General features: G+C 58.5%; 26 protein-coding genes and 1 other annotated feature. Of the genes, 2 read left to right on the forward strand and 24 right to left on the reverse strand.

Annotated features, from left to right (window positions below; genetic code table 11):
* Window positions 1-41: 41 nt before the first annotated feature.
* The 12 genes from KJS47_RS03775 to KJS47_RS03830 all read right to left on the reverse strand — a co-directional run bounded on the left by KJS47_RS03775 (window position 42) and on the right by KJS47_RS03830 (window position 10,426).
* Window positions 42-932 (reverse strand): YIEGIA family protein, encoded by an 891-nt coding sequence (locus tag KJS47_RS03775; protein ID WP_213522904.1) that lies wholly within the window; start codon window positions 930-932, stop codon window positions 42-44.
* A 1-nt stretch (window position 933) separates the two neighbouring features.
* Window positions 934-1,551 carry a hypothetical protein gene (locus KJS47_RS03780; RefSeq protein WP_213522906.1) on the reverse strand — a complete coding sequence of 206 codons (618 nt, stop codon included), beginning with the start codon at window positions 1,549-1,551 and terminating at the stop codon, window positions 934-936.
* Between the two features lie 154 nt (window positions 1,552-1,705).
* A complete protein-coding gene (gene rpsA, locus KJS47_RS03785; protein ID WP_213522908.1) occupies window positions 1,706-2,956 on the reverse strand; it encodes a 30S ribosomal protein S1 in 1,251 nt (416 codons plus the stop codon).
* Between the two features lie 105 nt (window positions 2,957-3,061).
* Entirely contained in the window at window positions 3,062-3,652 is a 591-nt protein-coding gene (locus KJS47_RS03790; protein ID WP_213522910.1) for a lysophospholipid acyltransferase family protein, read from the reverse strand.
* Window positions 3,649-4,329 carry a (d)CMP kinase gene (gene cmk / locus KJS47_RS03795; RefSeq protein ID WP_213522912.1) on the reverse strand — a complete coding sequence of 227 codons (681 nt, stop codon included), beginning with the start codon at window positions 4,327-4,329 and terminating at the stop codon, window positions 3,649-3,651. The genes KJS47_RS03790 and cmk overlap by 4 nt, the downstream gene beginning before the upstream one ends.
* 146 nt (window positions 4,330-4,475) lie before the next feature.
* Window positions 4,476-5,129 (reverse strand): flagellar brake protein, encoded by a 654-nt coding sequence (locus tag KJS47_RS03800; RefSeq protein WP_213522914.1) that lies wholly within the window; start codon window positions 5,127-5,129, stop codon window positions 4,476-4,478.
* Window positions 5,130-5,244: 115 nt separating this feature from the next.
* On the reverse strand, window positions 5,245-6,597 hold the full coding sequence (ypeB, locus tag KJS47_RS03805; RefSeq protein WP_213522916.1) for a germination protein YpeB: 1,353 nt from the start codon (window positions 6,595-6,597) through the stop codon (window positions 5,245-5,247).
* A 172-nt stretch (window positions 6,598-6,769) separates the two neighbouring features.
* A complete protein-coding gene (locus tag KJS47_RS03810; protein ID WP_213522918.1) occupies window positions 6,770-6,928 on the reverse strand; it encodes a hypothetical protein in 159 nt (52 codons plus the stop codon).
* A 94-nt stretch (window positions 6,929-7,022) separates the two neighbouring features.
* A complete protein-coding gene (gene prsW, locus KJS47_RS03815) occupies window positions 7,023-7,709 on the reverse strand; it encodes a glutamic-type intramembrane protease PrsW (RefSeq protein WP_213522920.1) in 687 nt (228 codons plus the stop codon).
* Entirely contained in the window at window positions 7,709-8,956 is a 1,248-nt protein-coding gene (locus KJS47_RS03820; RefSeq protein WP_213522922.1) for a Glu/Leu/Phe/Val family dehydrogenase, read from the reverse strand. Before KJS47_RS03820 ends, prsW begins: the two co-directional genes overlap by 1 nt.
* Before the next feature lie 196 nt (window positions 8,957-9,152).
* Window positions 9,153-9,758: a genetic competence negative regulator gene (locus KJS47_RS03825; protein WP_213522924.1), complete on the reverse strand. Its 606-nt coding sequence runs from the start codon at window positions 9,756-9,758 to the stop codon at window positions 9,153-9,155.
* A 293-nt stretch (window positions 9,759-10,051) separates the two neighbouring features.
* Window positions 10,052-10,426, reverse strand: a complete 375-nt coding sequence (locus KJS47_RS03830) for a hypothetical protein (RefSeq protein ID WP_213522926.1) — start codon at window positions 10,424-10,426, stop codon at window positions 10,052-10,054.
* Window positions 10,427-10,601: 175 nt separating this feature from the next.
* Here KJS47_RS03830 and KJS47_RS03835 point away from each other — a divergent pair, with 175 nt between their 5' ends.
* Window positions 10,602-11,474, forward strand: coding sequence for a polysaccharide deacetylase family protein (locus KJS47_RS03835; protein WP_249716090.1), 873 nt, complete (start codon window positions 10,602-10,604; stop codon window positions 11,472-11,474).
* Window positions 11,475-11,509: 35 nt separating this feature from the next.
* On the opposite strand, the gene KJS47_RS03840 is transcribed toward KJS47_RS03835, so the two are convergent.
* Window positions 11,510-12,115: a CPBP family intramembrane glutamic endopeptidase gene (locus KJS47_RS03840; protein ID WP_213522928.1), complete on the reverse strand. Its 606-nt coding sequence runs from the start codon at window positions 12,113-12,115 to the stop codon at window positions 11,510-11,512.
* Window positions 12,116-12,229: 114 nt separating this feature from the next.
* Window positions 12,230-12,553, reverse strand: coding sequence for a rhodanese-like domain-containing protein (locus tag KJS47_RS03845; RefSeq protein WP_213522929.1), 324 nt, complete (start codon window positions 12,551-12,553; stop codon window positions 12,230-12,232).
* A 174-nt stretch (window positions 12,554-12,727) separates the two neighbouring features.
* Window positions 12,728-12,963: a binding site (T-box leader), on the forward strand.
* A 94-nt stretch (window positions 12,964-13,057) separates the two neighbouring features.
* Between KJS47_RS03845 and serA the strand changes: the two genes are divergently transcribed.
* Window positions 13,058-14,647, forward strand: a complete 1,590-nt coding sequence (gene serA, locus KJS47_RS03850; RefSeq protein WP_213522931.1) for a phosphoglycerate dehydrogenase — start codon at window positions 13,058-13,060, stop codon at window positions 14,645-14,647.
* 347 nt (window positions 14,648-14,994) lie between these two features.
* Here the strand turns inward: serA and KJS47_RS03855 are convergent, their stop codons facing one another.
* The 10 genes from KJS47_RS03855 to KJS47_RS03900 all read right to left on the reverse strand — a co-directional run bounded on the left by KJS47_RS03855 (window position 14,995) and on the right by KJS47_RS03900 (window position 25,586).
* Entirely contained in the window at window positions 14,995-16,854 is a 1,860-nt protein-coding gene (locus KJS47_RS03855) for a sensor histidine kinase (protein WP_213522933.1), read from the reverse strand.
* Entirely contained in the window at window positions 16,854-17,570 is a 717-nt protein-coding gene (locus KJS47_RS03860; RefSeq protein WP_213522935.1) for a response regulator transcription factor, read from the reverse strand. Before KJS47_RS03860 ends, KJS47_RS03855 begins: the two co-directional genes overlap by 1 nt.
* Before the next feature lie 60 nt (window positions 17,571-17,630).
* Window positions 17,631-18,902, reverse strand: a complete 1,272-nt coding sequence (ccsA, locus tag KJS47_RS03865; RefSeq protein WP_283772050.1) for a cytochrome c biogenesis protein CcsA — start codon at window positions 18,900-18,902, stop codon at window positions 17,631-17,633.
* A complete protein-coding gene (resB, locus tag KJS47_RS03870; RefSeq protein ID WP_213524952.1) occupies window positions 18,899-20,566 on the reverse strand; it encodes a cytochrome c biogenesis protein ResB in 1,668 nt (555 codons plus the stop codon). Before resB ends, ccsA begins: the two co-directional genes overlap by 4 nt.
* 23 nt (window positions 20,567-20,589) lie before the next feature.
* Window positions 20,590-21,129, reverse strand: coding sequence for a redoxin domain-containing protein (locus KJS47_RS03875; protein ID WP_213522937.1), 540 nt, complete (start codon window positions 21,127-21,129; stop codon window positions 20,590-20,592).
* Window positions 21,130-21,203: 74 nt separating this feature from the next.
* Entirely contained in the window at window positions 21,204-21,962 is a 759-nt protein-coding gene (locus tag KJS47_RS03880) for a pseudouridine synthase (RefSeq protein ID WP_213522939.1), read from the reverse strand.
* Window positions 21,963-22,160: 198 nt separating this feature from the next.
* Window positions 22,161-22,697 (reverse strand): spore maturation protein, encoded by a 537-nt coding sequence (locus KJS47_RS03885; RefSeq protein ID WP_213522941.1) that lies wholly within the window; start codon window positions 22,695-22,697, stop codon window positions 22,161-22,163.
* Between the two features lie 6 nt (window positions 22,698-22,703).
* Entirely contained in the window at window positions 22,704-23,303 is a 600-nt protein-coding gene (locus KJS47_RS03890) for a nucleoside recognition domain-containing protein (protein WP_213522943.1), read from the reverse strand.
* 39 nt (window positions 23,304-23,342) lie between these two features.
* Window positions 23,343-24,515, reverse strand: a complete 1,173-nt coding sequence (locus KJS47_RS03895) for a D-alanyl-D-alanine carboxypeptidase family protein (protein ID WP_213522945.1) — start codon at window positions 24,513-24,515, stop codon at window positions 23,343-23,345.
* 345 nt (window positions 24,516-24,860) lie between these two features.
* Window positions 24,861-25,586 (reverse strand): FadR/GntR family transcriptional regulator, encoded by a 726-nt coding sequence (locus KJS47_RS03900; protein ID WP_213522947.1) that lies wholly within the window; start codon window positions 25,584-25,586, stop codon window positions 24,861-24,863.
* Window positions 25,587-25,603: the final 17 nt, after the last annotated feature.

Here is a 25,603-nt window from a genome sequence, read left to right on the forward strand (position 1 = left end):
CTCCCTCCCTTCGCTATCGTTCCTGCAGCCGCTTCCTCCCGTTATCTGCCTGGTGCTTCCGAGGGCAGCTTGACCGCATTCTCCAGCAGGGGAACTCGCCGGAACACCTGGCAGGCGAAATCCGGATCCTGGTTCAGCGGCAGGAGAAAGACGCCGAGCCGGCCGTCCTTCAGATCGAGCTTGGCGAGCGGCGTGAGCGAGGGCTCCCCTTCGTCCCGGTAGATGCCGAGAATAACGGACATGTCGTGCAGCATTGCCTGCCGCTGCCCCGGGTTCGCGAGCGTAGCCCGGCAGTTCGCATTCTTGGGAGTGGCCACCAGCCCCAGCCCCCGTTCCCGGATAATGTCCCGACTGCTTTGGAGGCCGATGTTCATGATGTAGATATCGCCGACATACAGGTCGGCCCCTTCCATTCTTACTTCTGCCGGCCGGATGTCGGCGATGCCACCGAGCGATTTGCCGGATTTGAAGTGCCAGCTGACTAGTACGGCAATGATGCCGACCAACGCTCCCCAATACCAGGCAAACAGAACACAGAACATCGTCGTTAGACACGCCGTTAGGATCGATAGGTAATTGCGCCCCTCGAACACCATGGCGATTCCTTCGATATAGGAGACGCCGCGGGGGACAAGCTCCTTGGTATCCAGTTTCGTGAGCGTCTCCCGTTCCATGCTTCGGACATCGCGGAACTGCTGGGCCGCAAGCGAGAGGAACGTGACGGCCGTGTACTGCTTCTCAAGAATGGACGGGACGACGAGTGCTCCCAGGCCGGCTGCGATGACGCCAAGCGAGAGATGAATGATCCGCCCGTGCGGGTAAGTCGGGTATTGGCGGTAATCGGTCTGCAGCATGACGAGCCGCGACAAGAACCCGAACAGGACGCCGATTCCGACGCCTACGGTATAGGGGTGATTCAGCAGCGCTTGCATCCTAGTCCCTCGCTTTCTTGCGCCTGGCCGCCAGTCGGCCGGCTTTGTCTCGGACCATTCGCGCCGCAGCGGCCAGCAGAATCGTAGTCAGCCGTGTCACGACGAGATACACCCACCAGCGGTCCTGCCACACGCCGTAGCCGAGCGCGGCTGCTCCCGAATTCGCGTATTGATGGAGAAGGGCTTCCGTCAGAACCGCGAGCGACAGGACGCCGATCTGCGGGAGCGGCTTTCGGTACAGACAGAAGATCAGAAGCGCCAGCCAGCACGTCAAAAATCCGTCTGGGCTCGGCAGGAGCATCGGCGCTCCTTCGGCAAGCGAGTGGACGAGAAAGCCAAACAGGCCGACCATGACCCCGCTTGCGAGCAGCTGGGCGCCGTCCATCGGCTTCCTCTGCCTGGCTGCCGCCCAGACCGAGATGCCCGCCAGCAGCAGCAGGGTACCATTCACCGGCCACCCTCCGATCGGTACTTGGACGAAAGAGAGTGCTATCCATCCGGTCGCGAACGCCACAAGGCCTCGTCCGGATATAGATCCGAACAAGAGCGGCTTCCACCCACTGGCCAGTAGAATGAGCGTCATGCCCATGACGACGATTGATGCGTATCCTGCGTTCATGCTTCCTCCCCACCTGCCCTGGCATTCGTTCCCGGTTAGTATGGATCGCATCGCTCCGTCTCATGCGAATCTGCCTGCTCTGCCTCCTCCTGCCGACCGGCATGCCAACAAAAAAAGCGGATTCCCGGAGGAATCCGCTTGTTACGCTAAGGTCTTACTTGAATTTGCTCAGCTTGTCGCCGAACAGCTCGCCAAGCGTCTGGCTGAGCTTCTGGTTCGGCTGGGCCACATAGTCGCCGTGGTTGTTGTCCTTCTCACGGCGGGAAGTTCTCTCCGGACGGGCCGGTGCGGCAGGAGCATCTTCGGTTTCCTTGATGCTCAGGCTGACGCGCTTCTCAGCCGGGTTCAGGTCGAGAATCTTCACGTTGACTTCCTGGCCTTCTTCCAGCACTTCATGCGGAGTGCCGATATGACGATGAGCGATCTGGGAAATATGAACCAGACCTTCTACGCCAGGGGCGATCTCCACGAATGCGCCGAAGCTAACGAGACGCTTCACGGTACCCGGTACGATAGCTCCGATCTCGAACTTGTCGCCCAGCTGCTCCCACGGACCTGGCTGAGCGGCCTTGATGCTGAGGCTGATGCGTTCGTTCTCCGGATCGAGCTTCAGCACCTTCACCTTCACCTGGTCGCCTTCCTTGACGACTTCGGAAGCTTGCTCGACATGATGCCAAGCCATCTCGGAGATGTGCACGAGGCCATCGATGCCGCCGATATCAACGAATGCGCCGAACGGAGTCAGGCGCTGAACGGTACCCTCGATCACCTGTCCGATCTCAAGCTTGTTCATGATATCCTTCTTGTTCGCTTCGTAATCTTCGTCCAGTACGTCCTTCTGGGAGAGGATGACCTTGTTCTTCTCGCGGTCGAGCTCCTTCACCTTCAGGCGCAGCGTACGTCCTTTGTAGTCGCTGAAGTCCTCAACGAAATGACGCTCCACCATGGAAGCCGGAATGAAGCCGCGCAGACCCACGTCAACGACAAGACCGCCTTTGACGACGTCGGCTACCTTAGCTTCGATCGTTTCGTTGTTGTCCATCTTGCTTTGCAGATCGTCCCATGCGTTCTCGCTGTCGATCGCGCGCTTGGACAGAACGAGCTTTTCTTTCTCGTCGTCAATGGTGACAACCTTCAGCTCGATTTCCTGGCCAACCTCAACGATGTCCGACGCATTGTTGATGGCGACGGAAGACAGCTCGCGCAGCGGGATGATCCCGTCGTATTTGTAGCTGACATCCACGAAAGCCTGGTCGTTGTCGACCTTGACAATCTTGCCTTTCACGGTGTCGCCCTTTTTAAGAGCCGTTACGTTCGCGTAATCCGCTTGCTCAGCGGACTCCGCACCTGCGGCATTGATCTCCGTTTCAGGAGTGGTTTCTTGCATTTTGGACTCTTCAGACATTGTCAATAACCTCCTCGTTTACCAACCCATTTATGTAAGGATGGGCATAATCGGCATGGTAAGCACAACTTTATAATTCCAAGATACCATGTCCATGCAGATCAATCAATTTTTCCGGTCGTTTTTATGTTCCGCGACCATCGCTCGAATCGTCTGCATGATGGCTTCGGTTGCCGCCTCCAATTGATCGGAGCCGCCTTCCTTATAAGGGCTAAGATCAATCGGCTTTCCGTAGTATACCCTCATCTTGCGGAACAGGGTGTAGTCCCCGACGACCGCCACCGGAATGACGGTAGCGTTGGATTTGAGGGCCAGCATGGATGCGCCCTTCTTCCCCATTCCGCCGGGATTTTTACGGGTTCCCTCCGGAAAGATGCCCATCACGTGGTTGTTTTTCAGCAGTCCAATCGCATTGCGGATGGATTCTTTGCTAACGCCGCCGCGCTTGACGGGGAAGGCGCCGAGCTGTTTGATGAGCCAGCCGAAGCCGGGAATGCGGAACAGCTCTTCCTTGGCCATATAATGCACCTTCCGGTCGAGCGGTATACCGACAACGGGCGGATCCTTCAGGCTGATATGATTCGCACATAAAATGACGGGGCCGTCGGCCGGGATGTTCTCCAAACCCTTGACTTCCAAGCGGTACAGCAGACCGAAGTACACGCGCAAGATAAAACGGACGATCCTGTAGATCATAGGCTCTTCCCTCCGCTTACCCGGCTGCGGCAAATCTCCAGCACTCGCTGAACAACCTCACCCAGATTCAAATCGGAGCTGTCCAGCAATACCGCGTCCTCCGCTTGCATGAGCGGCGAGGTTTTGCGCGTCCGGTCGAGTTCGTCTCTAGCGGCGATCTCCCGTTCGAGCTCCTCCACCGTGACGGATGGCGGATCCATCTCTTTGTGCCTACGTTCCGCTCTTACCCGCGGGCTGGCGGTTAGAAACACCTTGACCTCCGCATCGGGCAAAACTTGTGTGCCGATGTCCCGTCCATCCATGACGACTCCCTTACGGGCCGCCATCTGCTTCTGCTTGTCCGCCAAAAGCCGGCGCACCTCCGGAATCTGGGCGTACAGGGATACGGATCGGTTGATCTCGGGAGACCGGATCTCCCGGGTGACGTTAACGCCGTCGACGATGACCTGCTGGCCGTCCTCCCCCGGCGTCAATTCGAGACGCATGAGCCTGGCCATCTCGGCCACCTGGTCCTCCTGGTCGGGAGCGATGCCGCTTTGGATCGCCTTCCACGTGACGGCGCGGTACATCGCACCGGTATCCACGTAGACAAAGCCGAGCTCCCCCGCCACGAGACGGGCTACCGTGCTCTTACCGGCTCCCGCCGGCCCATCAAGAGCAACATTGAATCTTTCCAAAGAACGTGCCTCCTACCTGAATCTGCTGACAACCGGCTGAATAAAAAAACAGGCGATTTTGCCTGCTATCGTCCAAAAGTATACCACATGGGGCCCCTCCATTGCAAAAAGGAACAAGGCCTGCCGCAGGCAGGGCAGGGCCTTGATTATTGCTTGCGAAACTCGAGCTGCCGTTCGAAGCAGAACCGGATAAGCGTCTGGCGGTCCCGCTCGGTGATCTCGATAAACTTGACCATGGCAATCTTTCTGCCGGTCTCCAGCGTATGAATGCGGACGATTTCGCCTTCGAACTGCACATGATCGGGCTTGTTTCCACGAAATTGCAGGAGCAGCCAGCAGCTGATCCGCGCCCCCTCCTTGAGATTCGCGTTTTGGGGGCAGAGAAACGAGATCCCCCCTCCGCTCACGTCCTCCGTAGCAGCCAGGAACAAGGGATGGCCCTCCGTCCGGACCGACAGCTCCAAGTCGGCCGGCACGCGGAGGAAGCTGCGCCGCTGAATCTTGCTGATCGAGTCGGGCTTCGGCATGCGGATCGTGACAAGCCGGACCACGTCTTCCTTGAAGCCGGTCACGGACGTCTGGAAGTAATGCTTGATTCCGCCCTCGGTAATGAAATAAACCGACAGCTCGTCCCCCGGGAACAATTTTTTGAGCCGGCCTGACTTTTCGTTGATGGGAATTTCCATATGAATCATATCGCTGCTCATATCGGCGATCCGGGACTTGAACTCCATCCTGGCTTCTTCATCATCTATGGACTGAACTTGGTAGTAGAGAACTTGATTGACCTTCGGCAGCAAAGGAGCCGCACCTCCCGCAAAGTGTACGCTTCATTATACACCCGCCCCGGCGGCCTGGAAAGAAATGCTTTCGTAAAAAAGAGAAGAAGCCGAAGCTTCTTCTCTGGGAACCATGCTAGCGTGCCGCCTGCACATCCTGCTGCCGAACATTCTCAATTTTTTCTTCCGTACCGTTCTCCGCGTTGAGATAGATCTTGTACAGGCCTCCGTTGATCCGACCCATAAACTCGCGGCAGAGCACCTCCTGGTCCATATCTCCCTTGATCAGCGCCAGCTGGTGCCGCTCCACCTTGAAGTTCGGATTGAGCGACTTGCGCGCCTTCTCCTCCGATACCGCCGGCGCGGAGAACTTGCGGTCCTTGTTGTGCTCAAAGATATAATCTGTGGAGTTGAACGAGGTGACATCGCCGTTGTCCATCGCTACCTCGACGACCATCTTCTCCGGATAGACGATAACACCGTCCTTCTTGTTCGCAAAGGTGATGGTGGCTACGTTGGCGTACTCGTCCAGCGCCACCGGCTCCATCGTACCGAAGCCGTGCTGGTCCAAAAACTCCATCGCCTTGTCCCGCGCGGCCCGGACGTCGAGCTTCTTCTCCTTGGCTGTCCGCGGCGCCATATACCAGATCAGCTGGCCGCCCTTCTTCGTATAGTCGACGTGAACCTCCTGGCCGTCAGGCCGTTTGCCCGTCACGCTGTACGTGTTCGCTTCCGTCCCGGCTCCGTTCTCGACGACCTTTAGCTGGTTCGCGTCCATCTTGAGAAACGACGCCGCCTGCTTCTTCACCTGATCCGGACTCGCGTCGGTTCCAGCCAGTGCGCTGAACGTCTTGTTCTGGTTCACCGTCGCCATGGACGGCCCCCAATCGACCTCCGAATATTCGCTTACCTTGCGGTTGACCGTCGTGAAGCCGTCGATGATGGTATTGTCCTGCGTTTTGTTCTCCTGGGCCATGGCAACTTCGACGTCCATCCAGCGCAAATTGTTCGCGATGATCTTGTTCTGAACGCCCCGCATCTCGCCCGTAATTTCCTTGGACCGCTCGTAGAGCGTGGTGAGCGTCTTCACTTCGTCTTGGGAGAGCGGATTCTTGCCCAGATCGCGCACCGCGGTTCGGTAGCTGAACTTCGCCATATTATCCAGGAATTCTTCCGTCTTGTTGAAAGGCAGCAGCGTGAGCGGCAGCTGGTTGATCTCGTTTTGTGCCTCGCTTGTAATCCGCCAGACATTGACGAGTCCTTTCCGGTAGCTATCCTGGGACGCCGAATTGACGGCCAGCGTGTTGCCAAGTTCGGTATGCAGCTTGTCCAGATGGAAGGACAGATCGTGGAAAGCCCGCTGGTATTGGTTTTCCGCTTTAATAAGGACCGCATTTTTCTCCCGGTTTTCCTGGTATCCCCAGACACCGGCGCCAATCAGCCCGACCAGGGCGATTGGCAGCAGAATGGCGCTAACTCGAGCGTACATAAGCTTACTCCCCCTCTTACTTCATAAGTTGGAGATAGCTTTCGTTATTGGCGAAAAGATTATGCATTCCCGCCGCTTCCTTCCGCCCCCGCGGTTCGTCCGCCAATCTACACGAACAAAAGCCTCGTCCTGCAGGACGAGGCTTTTGTTCGACTGGAAGCCGGCCATTCCGCTAGCTATCCATCACGTCGATATCGAATTCCTTCTCGTTGTCGCACAAGCAGCGCTTGAAGCCGGTGTCGATCTTTCCCTTCTGACGGCTGCCCTTCAGAACGAATCGCTCGCCGCAGCGCATGCAGACAATGCTCACCTTCACTCGGTCGTCCGCCATTTCGATGCCTCCGCTTCTATAACAAGCATTGGTCTTTAGTATGGCCCGATAGACGCCGTTTCAAACCGCCGGCTCGGTCAAGCTCCCGGGCCGGTCATGCCCGTTCGTCGAGCATGAGGCCTCGCAGCGGGGACCTGTCGTTGGCGTGCTGCACCTTCCATAGGCTGCGCCCCCACAGGAACAGCATGAGCGGCAGCATCCAGTAGAGCCAATACGTCTCGGCCTTGATCAGGATCAGGTCGAAGACCCCGTGGTACAGGATCGGCGTGGCAATCGAAGCGAGCAGGAAGATATTTTTGCGAGCGGGATGGAACTTGGCGCTGCCCATATAGTATCCCATCGCCACGCCGAATAACGCATGTCCCGATACGGGCATCAGCGCGCGCACCATCAGGTCGAGGAACGACGAATAATTAAGGAAGACGTAGAACACGTTCTCCATCGTCGCAAACCCGAGCGAGACTGCCACCGCATAGACGATGCCGTCGTACGGCTCGTCGAACGCCAGGTGCTTATAGATGACCAGGTAAAGGATGAGCCACTTGAACAGCTCCTCGATCCCCCCGGAGTAAACGAACGAGAACACGTACGGATTCTCGCCGAAGGCAAGGACAAGCGCCCGCTGCACCATCATAATCGGGAAGACGAGCAGCACCCCGAACAGGAAAAGGCGTAGCACCATATGAATAGGCTCCGTTTCGTAGCGGTCCTTCAAATAGAAATAAGAAAGAAGTGCCAGCCCCGGCGCTACCGCCGCGGCCAGCAGAGAAAGCCATGTCATTATATCCAGCCCCGGAACCGTGCGGCTTCCGCCATTTTGCGAACCCCGACCATGTAGGCCGCGAGCCGCATGTCGACGTTCCTCGTCTGATGGAGCGAGTAGACGTTCTCGAAGCCCTGGATCATGACATCCTGTAGCTTCGCATGCACCTCTTCCTCGGTCCAGTAGTAGCCCTGGTTGTTCTGTACCCATTCAAAGTACGAAACGACCACGCCGCCTGCACTTGCAAGCACGTCGGGCACGAGCAGAATGCCGCGCTCGGTCAGAATTTTGGTCGCCTCCAGCGTGGTCGGCCCGTTCGCCGCCTCTACCACGATGCCGGCTTGGATGCGGTCCGCGTTGTCCTGCGTAATTTGGTTCTCAATCGCAGCCGGAACCAAGATGTCGCAGGGCTGCTCGAGCAGCTCCTTGTTCGAGATCGTATTCTTGAACAGCTTGGTCACCGTCCCGAACGAATCCCGGCGGTCCAGCAAATATTCGATATCGAGTCCATTCTCGTCGTACAGCGCGCCGTGCACGTCCGAGATCCCGACGACCTTGGCGCCCGCTTCGTGCATCATCTTGGCGAGGTAGCTGCCCGCGTTGCCGAAGCCCTGGATCGCCACCTTGGCGTCCTTGACGGCGATGCCGCGCTTCTTCAGCGCTTGATCGATCATAATCGTCACGCCTTTGGCCGTTGCCGTCTCGCGTCCTTGCGAACCGCCAAGGACGATCGGCTTGCCGGTGATGAAGCCGGGCGCGTCGAATTCCCGGATCCGGCTGTATTCGTCCATCATCCAGGCCATGATCTGCGAGTTGGTCATGACGTCCGGAGCCGGGATATCCTTGGTCGGGCCGACGATCTGGCTGATCCCGCGGACATAGCCGCGGCTGAGCCGCTCGAGCTCGCCGAACGACATCGTCCGCGGGTCGCAGATGACGCCGCCCTTGCCGCCGCCGTACGGCAGGTTGACAATGCCGCACTTGAGGCTCATCCAGATGGAGAGCGCCTTGACTTCGTCCTCGTTTACGTCGGGGTGGAAACGCACCCCGCCCTTCGTCGGACCTACGGCATCGTTATGCTGGGCGCGATAGCCCGTGAACACTTTTATTTTTCCATCGTCCATTTTAACCGGAATCCGGACAGATAGCATCCGGAGAGGCTCTTTGAGCAGGTCGTACATTTCATCCGGGTAGCCTAATTTGGTCAATGCCTCTTTAATCACTACCTGAGTCGATGTGAGAACGTTTAGATTTTCCGTAGTCATGAATTTCCTCTCCGATCGATCGGTTATGTTCGTTCTCGGCGCTTCCCTTAACAGCGCCAGTCTTGACAGCATCAAGTATTAGAATACCACTTTTTAACCGTTATTGACATGGCAAAAACTTGTCGGCGCTAACTTTTCGTGTCAGCTTACAAAAGAAGACGCCCCTTGCCAGGGGCGCCCGTAAACGGCTCGCTATTCAATGAAAATGAGTGCACAATTGCTGGACGGCATCCGTCCGGATAATGACCTTCCCGTACTCCTCGAGTACGGCTTGAGTAACCGAAGTGGCTTCCCCAAATTCGGACAATACCGCGATGACGGCTTGATACGCGCTCTCCCGATCCTCCAGCCAGGCCGGGTCGATCTGCAGCACGTACTTGCCTTTGTACGAATACAGCGTGCCTCCGTCCTCCACCAGAGGGAGCAGAACTTTGGCCATCCGCAGCAGGTCTTCGAAATCGGCGAACATATAGGTGATCGTCTCGCACTGCTCGAGCGTCACTTCCATCTCATAGACATCCTCATCATCCTCAAGGAGATCGTCAGTTTGACCGGAACTCATCTTCCCGCGGGTAACGATGACGACCATCCCCTGTGCAGGAAGCGCGAATACTTCCACGGCAAGCGGACCGGAGGCGTCAAAGCCGAGCTCGGAGTAAGCCTGCTCCATCATCTCGCTGAACAGCTCGTGGACTTTGGGAATTTCGCGCCACATATCGTCTTTTTGGATCCCGCGCTCGGTTAGATCGTCAAAGGTCAGGAAAATCCGTATTTTATCCGAACTTAATCGCTCAATCTTCATGTGGGATCCCCCTTTAACTGGTCGTCCGTTACCAGGGACCGGCCGCTTGACCGGATGCTTGCTGTTAGTAACAGAATATGAACCATAATGGAATTGGTGCTGGGTCGGTGCCCGATAAGAAAAGGCGTTTCACCGTCCGTCCCCAAGGGATTTCTGGTGAAGCGGATCCTTACTCTATTATAGCATGTTCTTAAACTTTATTGCCAATCCACAAACAAAAGATGTCCGGATGCAGACGAAAACCTAGCGCCTCCCGATCCGGCGCTAGATTTCGTTTCGTGCTGCCCGTTCGTTTACTTGTGGATCGGGCTGAAATCCGACTTGTGGTTGTGCTGGAGAATGTCCTGCACGGTCGCTTTCAGCTGCGGATCCTCGTCGATCAGGTGCTCCACCTGCTCCATGCTTCCACCCTGCCGGCCAGCCGCCTGCCTGGCGTTCTCGTGCTTGGAGCCGTTCGCCTCCGAACGGGATTGGTGCCCGCTCTTCCCGGAAGAGCTGCTCATGGCACCCATTTGAAAGCTGGAAACCGCCTGCTTCGCCTTGTTCAGGAACTGTCCGGCCGTACCCTCCGAGTTGGCGAGTCCGGCAAGCATGGAGCCGCGCCGGTTCAGATAGACGACGGCCGCCGCCCCTGCGAGTCCCCCCAGAAGAAATGTGCCCAAACGCATGCTTTTCCCTCCTTGGCTGATTAGTGCTGTTTCGGCTTTCATGCAATAGTGTAGCTTCCGGAGGCCATGCGTATGAGCGCAAAAAACAGGAAGGACGCAAGTTGGGATCGCCGCTACGAAAGTGCTACAATGGGACGGACAGGAAGTTCATCCCAACGAGAAGGAAGGTGTTGTCATGAACCGCTCGCTCAAGCCGATCGCCGCCCTGGCCGTCATGACCGCTCTTCTGGCGGCCTGTCAGCCGGGCGGAGCCGGGACAACCGCCGGGCCGGCCACGACGGACGCAACTCCGTCCCCTCCGCCGGCGGGAGCCTCCACCTCCCCGTCCCCGTCTGCGGCCGTATCCGCCTCCCCATCTCCCTCGACCTCGGCGAATCCGGGGGCGACCGCAGGTGCCGGAGAACAGCAAAGCGTCCGCCCTTTATACAAGATGAACAATGCCTATGACCTTGTACCGCTCGAGGCCGAAACCAGCAAAAAGGTCGTGCTGCTGACGTTTGACGACGGCCCCAAGGACACTGCCACGCTGACGCCGATTCTCGACGCGCTGGATAAGCACAAGGCGAAGGCGATTTTTTTTGTCAACGGCAATCGGGTGAAGGCGCATCCCGAGCTTCTCAAGGAGATTGACCGCCGCGGCCAGACGATCGGCAACCATACGTGGAGCCATAACGATCTCGCCAAACAGTCCAACGCGGAAATCGACAAGGAGCTGGAGGATGTGCAGGCAATCGTCAAGGAAGTGGTCGGCTACGCGCCCGTCTTCCTCCGTCCCCCGTTCGGCAGCTCCAACGCGTATGCCCGTCAAAAGGCGGAGGAGCTCGGCCTTCTGCGCATGAACTGGTCGAACGGCTCTCTCGATTGGGACGCCTCCACCAAAAACAAGCCCCAGCTCGTCATCCAAAATGTGCTAGACCAGCTGCATCCCGGCAGCAACATCCTGATGCATGAGCTTCCCTGGACCGCCGAAGCGCTCGATTCGCTTCTCACCCGGCTGGAGGAGCAAGGCTACGGATTCGTGGACCCCGCCTCCATACAGCATCCGTAGAGGCAGTCTGGTCCAGATTGTCCGGGATTGATGGTCTAGCTGTCCTTGCGTCCGAATCGGATGATGCAGCCCAGGATGAAGTCGATGAGAAAATGAGCGATCACCGGCGTCCAAAGCGTACCGGTCGCCGCATACAGCCAGCCGAGGCCGTAGCTGATCGCGAAGACAAGGCCGGTCATGAGCCAATGCTGCAAATAACGGACGTGGATGACGGCGAACAGGATGCTTGTCCAGTATGGACCGAAGCCGAGCGCCTCCTGCACGCCGCCCCTGAACAGCAGTTCTTCGCAGACGGATACGAATGCGCAGAGGAGGGCAATGTGCCAAAGCGGCAGGTCCGCGAACAAACGTTCGTTCACTCCTCCATCGTCCGTTACGTGCTCCGGTACGAGACGGGTCACGAACAGATCGGTCGATACGACCAGCAGGGCGAATCCCGCTCCCCAGCCGACCGCGGCTATGGGTGATGCTCCTGCTCCGAACAGCGTCCAGGGCCAGCCAAGTTTCCAGCCGACCAGCGAGGCGCCCAGCAGCAGGCAGAGCAGCTGCGTCAGGTAAACATTGAGCAGCAGCGTCCTGTCGTCCAGCTCGCTCACGTCTACACGGCGCAGCTCCGGCTTACGGAATTTCCAGCGCTTCATTCCGATTCCCTCCTAGTCTATTCTCCCGGCTGTAGAAGCCGGACCTGATGCTCCCACGCAAAGAGCCGTCTGTCCAGACGGCTCTTTTGCATGGCCGGACGGCCGGATCCCCGATCAATCGTAAGCAAAGCCCCGCAGCGCGGCCAGCGCCGCCATCCCGCCTTCCACGTTCACCACTTCCGGGAAGCCGTTCCCCGCCAAATACCGACTCACCATTTCGCTGCGCACGCCGTGGGCACAAAGGATATAAATCGGCTTTTCTCTCGGAAGCTCCTGCAGCTTCTCCGGAATCTGCTGCATCGGCAGCAGAGTCGGTTCCTCCAAATGGTAATAGTCCCATTCGATCGGCTCCCGGACGTCTAGCACGACGGCCTCCTTCAGGCTGCCGCTCTCCAGCAGCTCGAGAAAGCGGGCCGGGTCTATCGATTCGTACTCCATCGCTCACCGCTCCTTCTATTGTCTATGAGCAAGAATACCTGTTCTGCCCGCGTTCATCAAGTCCGTTCGCCGCCATTCCCTCTCTCTTACCGCCTTCCGCTTGTCCCTATTGTCTTTATTTTTGTATTGACACTCCCGTATGCCCGTGATACATTATGAAAAAATCGATATGCTTCAAAAGCCATGATGGAACCAAGCATAAGAGAGTCTCCAGAGAGCCGGTGGCAGGTGCAAACCGGCGGCAACCTTATGTGGAGCATTCCGGAGTTGCTGCATTGAACGCTTCGCCAGTAGATGCAGCCGGAGGAAACCCGTTACGTTTCAGGCCGAATTCTTCGGCCGCAGAGGTCGACCGGTGCAAGCCGGCGGCGAATAAGGGTGGTACCGCGAACTGAACTTTCGTCCCTTTATACGGTTTCCGTATGAAGGCAGGCGAAAGTTTTTTTGGTTTCGCCCGGCCTCACGGAGCCATGTTCACTCAATTATACTAGGAGGTTAGTCAGCATGTTCAAGGTGTTGGTTTCGGACCCGATCAGCGATCTGGGGATCCGGCAGTTGCAGGAAGCTCCCGATGTGGAGGTAGTCAAGCAAACGGGACTGAGCGAGGATGAGCTCGTCGCCGTGATCGGGGAGTACGACGCTCTTCTCGTGCGCAGCCAGACGAAAGTAACAGCACGCGTCATGGAAGCGGGAACCCGCCTCAAGGCGATCGGCCGTGCGGGCGTCGGAGTGGACAACATCGACCTCGAGGCGGCAACAAACCGCGGCATCGTCGTCATCAATGCGCCGGACGGCAATACGATCGCGACTTGCGAGCTTACCTTCGCCATGATGATGGCGGTCGCCCGCCAGATTCCGCAGGCGTACAAGAAAACCGTCTCGGGCGTGTGGGACCGCAAGTCGTTCGTCGGCGTAGAACTCCGGAACAAAGTGCTTGGCATTCTCGGTATGGGCCGGATCGGCAGCGAAGTCGCGAAGCGGGCCAAAGTGTTCGGGATGGAAGTCATCGGCTTCGACCCGTTCCTGACCCAAGAAAGAGCCGCCAAACTCGGCGTTAAGCTCGGCACCGTGGACGAGATCGCGGAGCAGGCTGATTTTATCACCGTCCACACGCCGCTCACGAACGAAACGCGCAACCTGCTCGACCGCCCGCAATTCCAGAAGATGAGACCCGGGATCCGGATCATCAACTGTGCCCGCGGAGGCATCATCAACGAGCAGGCGCTGGTCGAAGCGATCGACGCAGGCATCGTCGCGGGCGCCGCATTCGACGTATTCGTCGAGGAACCGCCGGCTCCGGAGCATCCGTTCCTGAACCATCCCAAAATCATCGTCACGCCGCACCTTGGCGCCTCGACCGTCGAAGCCCAGGAAAACGTAGCAATCGACGTCTCCGCCGAGCTCATCCACATTTTGCGCGACGAGCCGTTCAAAAACGCCGTCAACATGCCGCCGGTGCCGCCGGTCGTCCTGAGCAAGCTGCAGCCTTACTTCAAGCTCGGCGACAAGCTGGGCCGCTTCGTCGGCCAGATTACCGAAGGGCCGGCCAAAAAGCTGACTATCTCCTACTCCGGGGAATTGGGTGACATCGATACGAATCCGCTCAACCGGTACCTGGTCAAGGGTCTCTTGTCCAACCATCTCGGCAGCGAAGTGAATATCGTCAACGCCATGCATATGGCCAAGCTGCGGGACATCGAGATCGTCGTGCAGAAGACGACCACTTCGGAGAGCTTCAAAGATCTCATTACCGTAACACTCCAGACGAGCAAAGAAACCCGCACGATCGCAGGCACGCTGCTCGAAGGCTACGGAGAGCGGATCGTCAAGATCGATCAGTATACGGTCGACGCCGTGCCGGAAGGCTTCATGATTCTTATCTCGCATAACGACAAGCCGGGCATGATCGGCCGTGTCGGGACGCTCCTCGGCACGAACGACGTCAACATCGCATCCATGCAGGTCGGCCGGACCGAAGCGGGCGGCGCCGCGATCATGGTGCTCGCCATCGACAAGGAAGCTACCGGCGACGTGCTTGTCCAGCTGGCGTCGCAGCCCGAGATCATGAAGGCCCGCCAGATTACCCTCGCCTAACGGATTCGAACCGTGAGACGTTTCCCGGAGGAGCGGGAAAGCTCGGTGTTTAAGGAATGGGCTATCGTGATCGTGGCCCTCTCTCCTTCTGTTAGGACGCCGGGATGTTTCACGACCAACAAGATTAGCCAGCAAACCCTGACAGGGCCGTTCGACGAACGGCCCTTTTTTTCGTGGGAGATTCCGCAGACAGCCCCGGCAGCCGACGGAAGCCTCCACGGTTCGCCGACTGTGTCGTCCCTCCTCGCTGCGCCTTGCACGTCACGTGCCGCAAACGCCAAACAGGCTTCCCTCCGCCGCAGCGGGGAAAGCCTGTTCCGTATGCCCGTTCGTTTTCCATTGCCCTACTAGCGCTTGTTCCCGTCTGCCTTGGGAGCATACAACGGAAGCAAAATGGTGAAAGTCGTTCCTTCGCCCAGCGCGCTTCGAGCGGTAATCGAGCCATGATGGGCATCGATGATGTTCTTGACGATCGCAAGCCCGAGACCGGTTCCGGTCTGGTTCCCTCTTGTCCTCGCTTTGTCGGCCTTGTAGAACCGCTCGAAGATGTACGGCAGCGCCTCCGGCGGAATGCCCTCGCCCTGGTCCTGAATCTCCAGCTTGACGGAAGGGATCTTCGCTCCCTCGGCCATGCTGCACCGGATGAACAGCTTGCCTCCCGCCGACGTATGGCGGATGGCGTTGTCGAGCAAATTCGTCAGCACCTGCTCCAGCCGGTCTTCGTCAGCCGCTTGCAGCACGACGTCCTCCCCGCATGGCTGCATCTCAAGCTCAAGCCCCCGGTCCTTGCACAGCACCGAGAATTTCCGGAAGACCCGCTTCAGCATGGACGAGAGATCCAACTCGCGGAAGGTCATCTCCATGTGGCCGGCTTCCATCCGGGCCAAATCGAGCAGATCCTTGACGAGCCGGCCCATCCGAAGCGATTCGTCGTGGATGACCTGCACCAGCTCCTGCCGCTCTTCCGGCGAGCTGACGATATCATCGAGCAGTGCCTCGCTGTAGCCCTGCAGCATGGACAGAGGCGTCCGCAGCTCATGCGAGACGTTCGCCACGAAGTCCTTGCGCATCTTCTCCAGCTTGACCTCCTCAGTGACGTCCCGGAGCACGGCCACGACGCCCCGCACCTGATCGCCTGCCCAGAGGGGAGCCATCACGACGGACCACACGTCTTTTTGCACATGAATCCTCGTGCTCGCCCCTCTCGTCTCACGCAGCACCTGCTCATACAGCTCCACGAGCGGATCGGGAATGCCTCCGAGTGCTGTTCCCGGCGAGACGGGAGCGGCGGCGGCCGGCGACTTGCCGTCCTCCCATTCGATGCCGTTCCACTTGTCGAGCAGCTCCTCGCCATGCGTGTTGGTGAAGATGACCGAGCCTTCGGTATCGAAGGACAGGACGGCGTCGTGCATGCTGTGCAGCACGCTTCCGAGATTCTGCTTCTCGTTGTTCAAATCGTGGATCGTCTGCTCAAGCTGCCCGGCCATCAGGTTAAACGTCTGGGTCAGTTCGCCGATTTCGTCCGACGTAACGACCGGCACCCGGCGGTCGTACTGCCCCTGCGTGATGGAATCCGCCGCTTTCTTGAGCCCCATAAGCGGCCTGGTTATTCGGGTAATGAGGAAAAACGCGAAGAAGGTCGTGAGCAGAAAGCCCATCATCGAGACGGAGGCGAACAGCTTCTTGACGAACAGCTGCGTGTCCTCCACCGACTTCATCGATTGGTACAGCACGAGCACATGGTCGACCTGCCTGCCCTGTTCGCTCAGCGGCACGGCCAGCACCAGGTAATCCACCGACCAGGAAAGCCGAGATTTGGCATACTTCTCGTTAACCCGCTGGCCGCTGAACGCCTGGTTCATCTCGCCTTGGTTCAGCACATCCTCAACCTTGATCTGCTGTTGACCGTCTGTGAAAAGCGGGAGCCCCTGGCCGTACTCGTTCTTGGTTACGATGCGCAGGCCGGCGTCCTGCGCCTCTAGAATTTCTTTAATCGAATCGAAATACTGCTTTTCATTCAGATGAAGAACGGCTTCTTCGGCGACTTTGTCGGCCAGGCGGTTCAAAATCCGCGCCTGGTTGTTGGCGTTCGGGAAGCTGGTATCGATGTATTGAAAAAGAAACAAGCCAAGGATGAGCAAAACGACGGCCACGAGACCGATGATCGTCATCCAAAGCTTGCCAACAACTGTTCGAAAAATATACACTATTTGGGCACCTCGAGCTTATAGCCGACGCCCCACACCGTTGTGATCATGGACGCCGCTTCCGCGGATACCTTGTTCAATTTTTCCCGAAGCCGCTTCACGTGCGTATCCACCGTCCGCAAATCGCCAAAAAACTCGTAGTTCCAAACATCCTTGAGCAGCTCCTCACGCGAGAACACCTTGTCTGGCGAGACGGCGAGGTAATGCAGCAGTTCGTATTCCTTAGGCGTCAGCGTCACCTCTTGTCCGCCGGCAGTCACGCGGTGCGCGTCATGCTCGATGATCAAATGCGGGAATACGATATTATTGCTCGAATTCGATTCCTTTGACAGGTAGGCCGTTGCGGACGAACGCCGCAGGATGGCCTTCACCCGATAGATCACCTCGCGGGGGCTGAACGGCTTGACGACATAGTCGTCGGCGCCGACTTCAAAGCCCTGAACCCGATTCGCTTCCTCCCCTTTGGCAGTCAGCATGATGACCGGGGTTGCCTTGGACTGGCGCAGTCGCGTGCAGACCTCGATCCCGTCCATGCCCGGCAGCATCAGATCCAGCAGAATGAGATCGAAGTCCTGGGCTGTCGCCTTTTGCAGCGCCATCTCCCCGTTCTCCGCTTCCTCGATTTCGTACCCTTCTTTCTCCAGATACATCCGGAGCAAGCGGCGAATCCGCTCTTCGTCGTCCACAACCAGAATGCGTGCGTTCGTATCCGTCACTGGAAGTCCCTCCTTCTCTCTCTAATCTCCATGTAGCCGACGGCTACTTATCTTCCATCATTATACACCGGCGTACGAGTGAAGTCCCGCAATGAGAAGGTTGACACCGATCAATGTGAACATAACCACGATAAAGCCGATTACGGACAGCCAGGAAGACTTCTTGCCCTGCCACCCTCTCGACAGCCGCAAATGCAAGTAAACCGCATAGAACAGCCAGGTGATGAACGCCCAAACTTCCTTCGGGTCCCAGCCCCAGAACCGGCCCCACGCTTCATGCGCCCAGATCATCGCGAAGATCAGCGCGCCGAGCGTAAAGATCGGGTAGCCGATGGCGATGGCCCGGTAGCCCACCTCGTCGAGATCCTCGGGGTCCAGTCCCTGGACCGCCGGGTTCAGCACCGCGCCGAGCGGCTTGCGGGCCAGGAGGCGCAGGATGCCGTACAGCAGGGCGCCGAAAATAACCGACCAAATCACGGTGTTCAGCTGACGTCCGGCGTTCTTGCCTTCCATCCAGGATGGAGCCTCGAACAGCGGCTTCGTCATGCCGAGGAACGGCTTCATCTCGACCATCTGGGAGCCGCTTGGCTGCACGATCGGCGGCAGCACGTAGGTCTCATCCTGCTTCAGCACCTGAGGCTGGCCCGCCGTATCCGAGACGGTCACTTCCTTGACGAACGTCGCTTTGTACCCCGCCGCGTTGAAGCTGAACACGGAGCCGATGAATGCGACGATCAGCAGGATGAACACGATCGTCCATTCGAATGCGCGCCGCTCCCAGACGGGAGACGGATTGTCTCCCTTGTAGCGGATTGTCCGCGCGAGGTGCATCAGGCCGGCCGCGAAGCCGACGCCAAAGAACGCTTCTCCCGCAGCCGCCGTCGTCACGTGAATTTTGAGCCAATAGCTCTGCAGTGCCGGAATGAGCGGCTGCATCTCGCTCGGGAAGACCGAGGCGTAGGCGAGCACGATGAAGCCCACAGGTAGGGCGAAGACGCCCAGTACCGGCAGCCGGTAGATCAGGTAGACAATGATGAAAGCAAGAATGATCATCATGCCAAGAAACGTCATGAATTCGTACATGTTGCTCGTCGGGATATGCCCGCTGGCGTACCATCTCGTAAAGAAGAACAGCAGATGCGCCGCAAAGCCGACGACGGTCATTATGAAACCTGCCGAGCCAAAGCGGCGGGACACCGCCTCCGGCGATTTGCCTCCCATTCGTTTGCCGGTGATGGAGACGACAAACAAGATGAACGCGAGGCAGTATAATAGGAATGCGACCAACAGGTAGCTGCTGCTGGCCGAGCTGATCTTGTCGATGAAGCTCATCCGTTCGTTCCTCCCTTATCTAATGCCTTCTGTTCTATCGGCATCCCGATCTTGGTCAGAGACGTCGCAATTTCTCGGCGCAGCCCGTACCAGTTCTTGTTGGTATGAGCCCCGAGCGACAGCTCGCGCCCGTCGAGGCGCAGCCAAATCCGGCGATGCTGCCAATAGAACGTCATGACAAGCCCGATCATCCCGATCGCGGAGCCGACCCAGATAAAGGGCATCGCGCGGTCCATGCGGATGTTCAAATAGCTCGTATACGCGGCGATCTGAACATCGTCCATCGAATCGACGGAGATGGCGAGCGTCTTAGCGAGTTCCCCGTTGATCGCGTCCTGGCGAAAGTTCTGCTGGTCGATCTGACGGGGAAAATACATAAAGACGCTCCCTTGGGCAGGAAGATCGGGGCCGGTGACCTGAAAGATGAAGGCCGGAGCGTTGGGCGAATTGGACTGGGTAATCGGCTGTCCTTTGTCGTCCATTCCGAAGTCTTTGAAGTAGCCCTTCAGCTCCAGATGATAGGGACCCGCGTCGTAGCTTTGCGCCGGATTGTTCATATTCAGATGAATCGGTCCGAACGCCTCTCCGGTCTTCAGGTTACGTACTTTCGGGTCCATCGACAGGATCGTGGGCGTTTCTTGAAAGTCGAACTGGTACGCGAGCAGCCCTTTGTAATCAAGCGGCTTGTTGACCTCGATCTTTTGCCGGTGGACCTCCTCCAGAACGGGATCGTCGTCGTCGCAGCGGTCGGTGCACCGGTACAGCACCGCTTGAGTTTCGTACAGCTTGGCGACCGAACGGTTCTTCTCCCGGAATTCCTCGGACATTTCCTCCGGCTTGTAGTAGTCAACCGTAAACTGCTCATTCTTCAAGTAGTAAGACGTATCCGGAATTTTGACCGGAACACCTTCCAGGAAGCCCATATGCTTGTCCATATGCCAACCCGGAATGCTCCGCATGACGACCGCGAGCAGAAAGATGATCAGTCCGATATGTAGAATGTAAGGACCCCAGCGGCTGAACCGGTTCTTCTCCGCCAGCAGCGCTGCTCCCTCGGTATGGACGCGAAACCGCTGCTTGCGCAGCTGTTTGCCCAGCTTGTTCACCCATTCCTGCGCCTCACCGTCCTCCTCCGAGAACGGCATCGTCTGGATGAGACCCGCCCGCTGCCGATTGATGAAGCTCAGATGCTTGCGGATCTGCTGCTTGCTCAGCGCCTTGTAGAGAGGCAGCACCCGGTCCAGGCTGCAGATAACCAGCGAGGTGCCGATCATGAACAGCAGCAGGATGAACCACCACGATTCATACGTGTGGGACAGCCCCAGCTTGTAATAGATTTCGCCCAGTGTCCCGTATTCTGCCTTATAGAAGGTAGACGGGTCCATGTTCAAAAAAGTCGATTCCTGCGGAAAGATGGTGCCGAGACTGGAGGCGAGCAGCGTGAAGAAGATGAGGTAGACGGCAATCTTGACAGAGGAGAAAAAGTTCCAAACCTTGTCAAGAAGCGACGGGTTCGCCTTTTGCGAACGTCTCGCCGCTCCGTCATACCGCATCTCCAGCGGTTCGCTCGATTCCGTGTTCTCCAGCGGCTTGCCGCAGGATTCGCACAGTACGGTTCCTACCGGGTTCTGGTGGCCGCACTCGCATTTCGTGTTCTCGAAAATCAATTGTCTTGCCACCTCCGAAGCTACTTGTTGCCGTTGCCTGCCGCAGCGACGGAAGCGATCGTCCGGTCCAGATAAGCTTCGTCCATGAGCCCTTCCTTGATGACGGCGATCTTGCCGTCGGGCTTCACGAAGACGGTTGTCGGGTAGTTCAGGACGCCGTATTCGCGGCGGATTTTGTCTTTGCTGTCAAGCAGGATCGGGAACGTCACGCCGAGCTGGTCTACGAAGTTTTTGGCGGTTACCTTGCTCTCCGCCACGTTCACGCCGAGAACGACCACATCCTTGTCCGCCCACTTGGCCGCTTGCTTCTGGATATCCGGCATTTCCTCCCGGCAGGGCGGGCAGTACGTCGCCCAGAAGTTGACGACTACCGTCTTGCCTTTATAATCGGATAGCTGGTGCGTTTTGCCGTCGAGACCAGTCAGAGTAAACTCCGGGGCTTTGGAGCCGACCTTTGGAATCTCTGTCTTGTCGAGCACGCTGCTAGCAATCGTCCAGCCACCGAGGATGACAACAGCGAGCAGAATGCAGATTTGTATCCACTTTCTATTTCTTCCCATCTGGATCACCTTCTAGCCTGGTTAATGAGAATCGTCACAGTCACTTTGATTATAACGAAGGAACCGTGCGCGGTTTATCGGGGATTTTGAACATTGTGTGTCTCCCGGTTCGTCTCCATGGCCGCGTCGGTCAGCTCCTTGATCTCCTGCTTCGTCAGCGGCCGGTATTTGCCTCGCGGCAGCCCCGACAGATGGAGCGGGCCGAACTGAATCCGCTTAAGCCGGGTAACCGGATACTTGACGGCCTCCATCATGCGGCGCACCTGCCGGTTGCGGCCTTCGTAGATCGTCAGGGAAACGACTGTCTCGTTCTTTTCCGGATTGACGTCGTGATAGTCGACCTCCGCCGGAGCGGTCATCCCGTCTTCCAACTCGATGCCGGACGACAGCCTCTCGAGCACGCTGCCGTGGGGCACACCCTTCACCGTGGCATGATAGGTCCGCGGAACATGGTACTTCGGGTGGGTGAGCAGGTTCGCGAATTCTCCGTCGTTCGTCAGAATCAGCAGTCCTTCCGTATCGTAATCGAGCCGGCCGACCGGGTAGACTCTCTCCTTTACCTGCTTCAGAAAATCGGTCACCACTTTGCGCCCTTTCGGATCCTTGACGCTTGAGATGACGCCCTTCGGCTTGTGGAACAGCAAATAGACCTTCGCCTCGCGGCCGATGGCCCGCCCGTCCACCTTTATCTCGTCATTCGCCGGATCCGCTTTGGCGCCGAGGTCCTTGACCGTCACCCCGTTCACTTCCACTCGTCCGGACGTAATATACTCTTCGCTCTTTCTGCGGGAAGCGACACCCGCTTGTGCCAGAATTTTCTGCAATCGTTCCATGTATTAGGTTCACCTCATGCTAATGATACCCATCTCGGGTACAAAGCACAAGCGACGGCTCTCGAACGGCCGTTCCAGGCGACTGAACAGACAAACCGCCGCCCGGACGGATGCGTCCGGGCGGCGGGGGAAAAGCCAGTTCCAGTCGTATATTCGGTTGCGTCGGCCCATGTTGCCGACCAGCATGTCCCGCTCCCGTCAAGCGCCGAAAACAAGCGCACAAATGACGATCGACGCGACGAAGCCGATAATGTCGGAGAACAACCCTACCTTGAGCGCGTAGCCGGCCTTGCGGATGCCGACGGCGCCGAAGTAAACCGTGAGGACGTAGAGCGTCGTATCGGTGCTGCCCTGAATGGTCGAGGCGATCCGGCCGATCATCGAATCGGGCCCATAAGTCTGAATGAGGTCGGCGGTGTAGGCGAGCGATCCCGAACCTGTAAGCGGCCGGAGAAAGGCGAGCGGCAGCACTTCGCCGGGAACGCCTACGAGATCCAGCAGCGGCCGCAGCAGGCCGATTAGCAGCTCCATGGCGCCCGATGCCCGGAAGACGGTGATCGCCACCATCATCCCAACCAGCTGGGGGATAATGGAGACCGCCGTCTGGAAGCCGTCCTTGGCGCCTTCTACGAACGATTCGTAGACAGGTACTCTGCGGGAAGCTGCGTAAAGCGGGATAAAGACGAGCAGCGCCGGAATCGACCAAGCCGACAGCAGCGAGACGAATTCGTACAACGAGCGTCACCCCTTCCGGTCGGGCATGGCGGGCAGGCGCGAGCGGTACCAGCGGTCCGCCAGGATGGCGGCCGCGGTCGCCACGGCCGTCGCCAGCAGCGTCGTGCCGACGATCTCCGCGGGATTGGCGGACTGGGCGCTGATCCGTATGGCAATCAGCGTCGTCGGTATAAGCGTGATGCTGGACGTATTCAACGCCAGCAGCGTACACATGGCGGGCGTGGCGGCCGAAGGATTCGGGTTCAGCTTCTGCAGCTCCTGCATCGCCTTGATTCCCATCGGCGTCGCCGCATTGCCGAGGCCAAGCAGGTTGGCGCTCATGTTCGACATAATGTAGCCCATCGCCGGATGATCCGCCGGTACGCTCGGGAACAGGAAGCGGACGACGGGCCGCAGCAGCTTCGCGAGCGCCTTGAGCAGACCGGCATCCTCGGCGATCCGCATCATGCCGAGCCAGAAGACCAGGATGCTGATGAGACCGAAGCAGATGGTCACGCCAGACTTGGCCCCGTCGAAGACCGCTTGTGTAACGGCATCCATATTCCCCTGCACGGCGGCGGTCACGATCCCGCTTACGAGAAAAAACAGCCAGATCCAATTCACCATCCCGCGTCTCCCCTTTCCCTTCGTGTCCCCTGCGCACGGTTACCGGATCGTGGCGCCCCCTGCAAACAAGGCGCGCAGCACCGAGCCAGCGGTCTGCAGAAAGCTTCGCTTGGCCGGCGCCTCCGTCGGCTTGAACCGGAACGCGGCATCATCCTCCTGCCGTATGCGCGTGCTGCCTTCCGAATAGAGCGGCACCGAGCCGATCAAGCGGCCGTCCAGCGACAGCTCCACCCTGCCCCGGTCCCCCAGCCGGTAGGCGGCGGACTCGGGCTTCTCGAGCACCAGCTGCTCGGTCAGCTGCTTCTCCTCTCCCTCCAGCAGGGGGTAGCGGAAGCTGCGGCCGAACAAGATGCCGTCGGCCGCCTTGTCTCCCTGCTTGATGACCGTGGCCAAAGGGTAATGCTCGAAGCCGTAGTCGAACAGCCGCTTGTGATCCGCCCAGTCATCGGGATCGGACAGGGTGACGACCGCCAGCTGCTGGCCGTTTTTGGTCGCCGACGAGACGAGACAGCGCCCTGCCGTTTTGGTGTATCCGGTTTTGACGCCGTCCGCGCCCGGATACAAATACAGCATCTTGTTTTTGTTGCGCCAGACGGCATCCCACTTCTCTTCCGGCCGGGCCACCTTTTTCATCTCGGTTTTCACGATCTCCTGGAAGACCGGGTTGCGCAGCGCATAGGCGGTGAGCAGAGCCATATCCCGCGCGGTGGAATAATGGCCTGCCTCGTCGAGACCGTGTGGATTCTTGAACTGGCTGTTCCGCATGCCGATCTCCTGCGCCTTCTGGTTCATCAGAAACGCGAAGCCCTCGACCGAGCCTCCGACATGCTCGGCGATGGCGGTCGCCGCGTCGTTCCCCGAGCGGAGCATCATGCCGTACAGCAAATCGTGCAGGCTCATCTGCTCGCCCAGCTTCAAATAAATGGAGGAGCCTTCCTTGCCGAACGCCGCCTTGCTGACGGTCACCCGGTCGGACAGCTTCCCCTCCTCGATGGCGACGATCGCCGTCATGATTTTGGTCAGGCTGGCGATCTTCATCTGTTTGTCCGGCTGCTTCTCATAGAGCAGCCTCCCCGACTGTACGTCGATCAACGCGGAAGCCTCCGCGTTCGTGGTGACGGCCGGCTTGGCCGCCCCCGCCTGTCCCGGGGCGGCGAGCCACCCTCCCAGCAGCAGCGGCAGTGCGCATAGTATCAGCAATGCCTTTCTCATCGGTTCCTCCCGGCTCATAGACTGGCCTGACTGACTCTCGTTCCGTCTGCTTCATTGTATGCTTGGCCCGTCAGGAACATGTCCTTCGGTTTCGGACGGGCCGAGGGAGCTGCATTGTTCCAACAAAAACAGCCATGCCTCGTGCGGCATGGCGGACGGCGCGCATCGTAAGGAACCGATCGCTGCCTGACTATAGAAAGCTTCCTTATTAAATATAGCTAGCTATCCTCATAAGAGCGCTTGTCATGGTTAGAGTCAGCGTCATAGATAGCGAGCGACGGGGATAAAGCCGACTCTAGCTCGCCTGAGTCTATCACCTGAAGATAAGACGCGCCCTTGCTGACTTCAAAAGAGACGGGACAGCACCTGCTCCACCTTGCCGAGGTGGCGCTGCATGAGAAGGGCCGCCTGCTGTCCGTCCCCCGCGCGGATGGCGGCGGCTATACTCGCGTGCTCCTCCAGCAGCCGATCGGCGGTGGCCCGTTCCCCGTAGAACCAAAGCTGACGGGTTTCCTTGATCGTCTGCTCGAACCGCTCGGTGAGCGATTCCATCATTTGCAGCAGCAGCGTATTGCGGGAAGCGCGCGCAATCTGCAAATGAAACCGGATGTCGAGCTGTTTCTCCTGCTTCTCGTCGCCGGCAGAAGCCGCCATGCTGCGGACGATGGCATCGAGCTCCGCCGCATCCTCCTCGGTCCGGTGAAGCGCGGCGAGCGACGCGCAGCCAGACTCCAGCACCTTGCGCACCTCCATCATTTCGCGCAGCGAATCGGCGTCGGCGAAGAAGGCGGAGAGGCCCTCCCGGCCGGTCCCCCCGCCCGCCCCTTCCCCGGATCGGGGAAGCTCCTGCTCGACGAACGTCCCGCCTCCCTGCCGGATCGACAGCCAGCCCATCGCCTTCAAGGCGCTGAGCGCTTCGCGGATCGAGGAGCGGCCGACCCCGTAGCGCGCCGCCAGTTCGACGACCGAGGGAAGTCTTTGTCCCGGCTCCAGCTCGCCCTCTTCTATTTTTCGTTTCAGATCGTCACGGATCCATTCGTAGCTCTTCTGCGGCTTGCGTGCCAGGTCCATCGCTTCGGTTCCTCCTG

This window comes from Paenibacillus sp. J31TS4 (assembly GCF_018403265.1).
Lineage (GTDB): Bacteria > Bacillota > Bacilli > Paenibacillales > NBRC-103111 > J31TS4.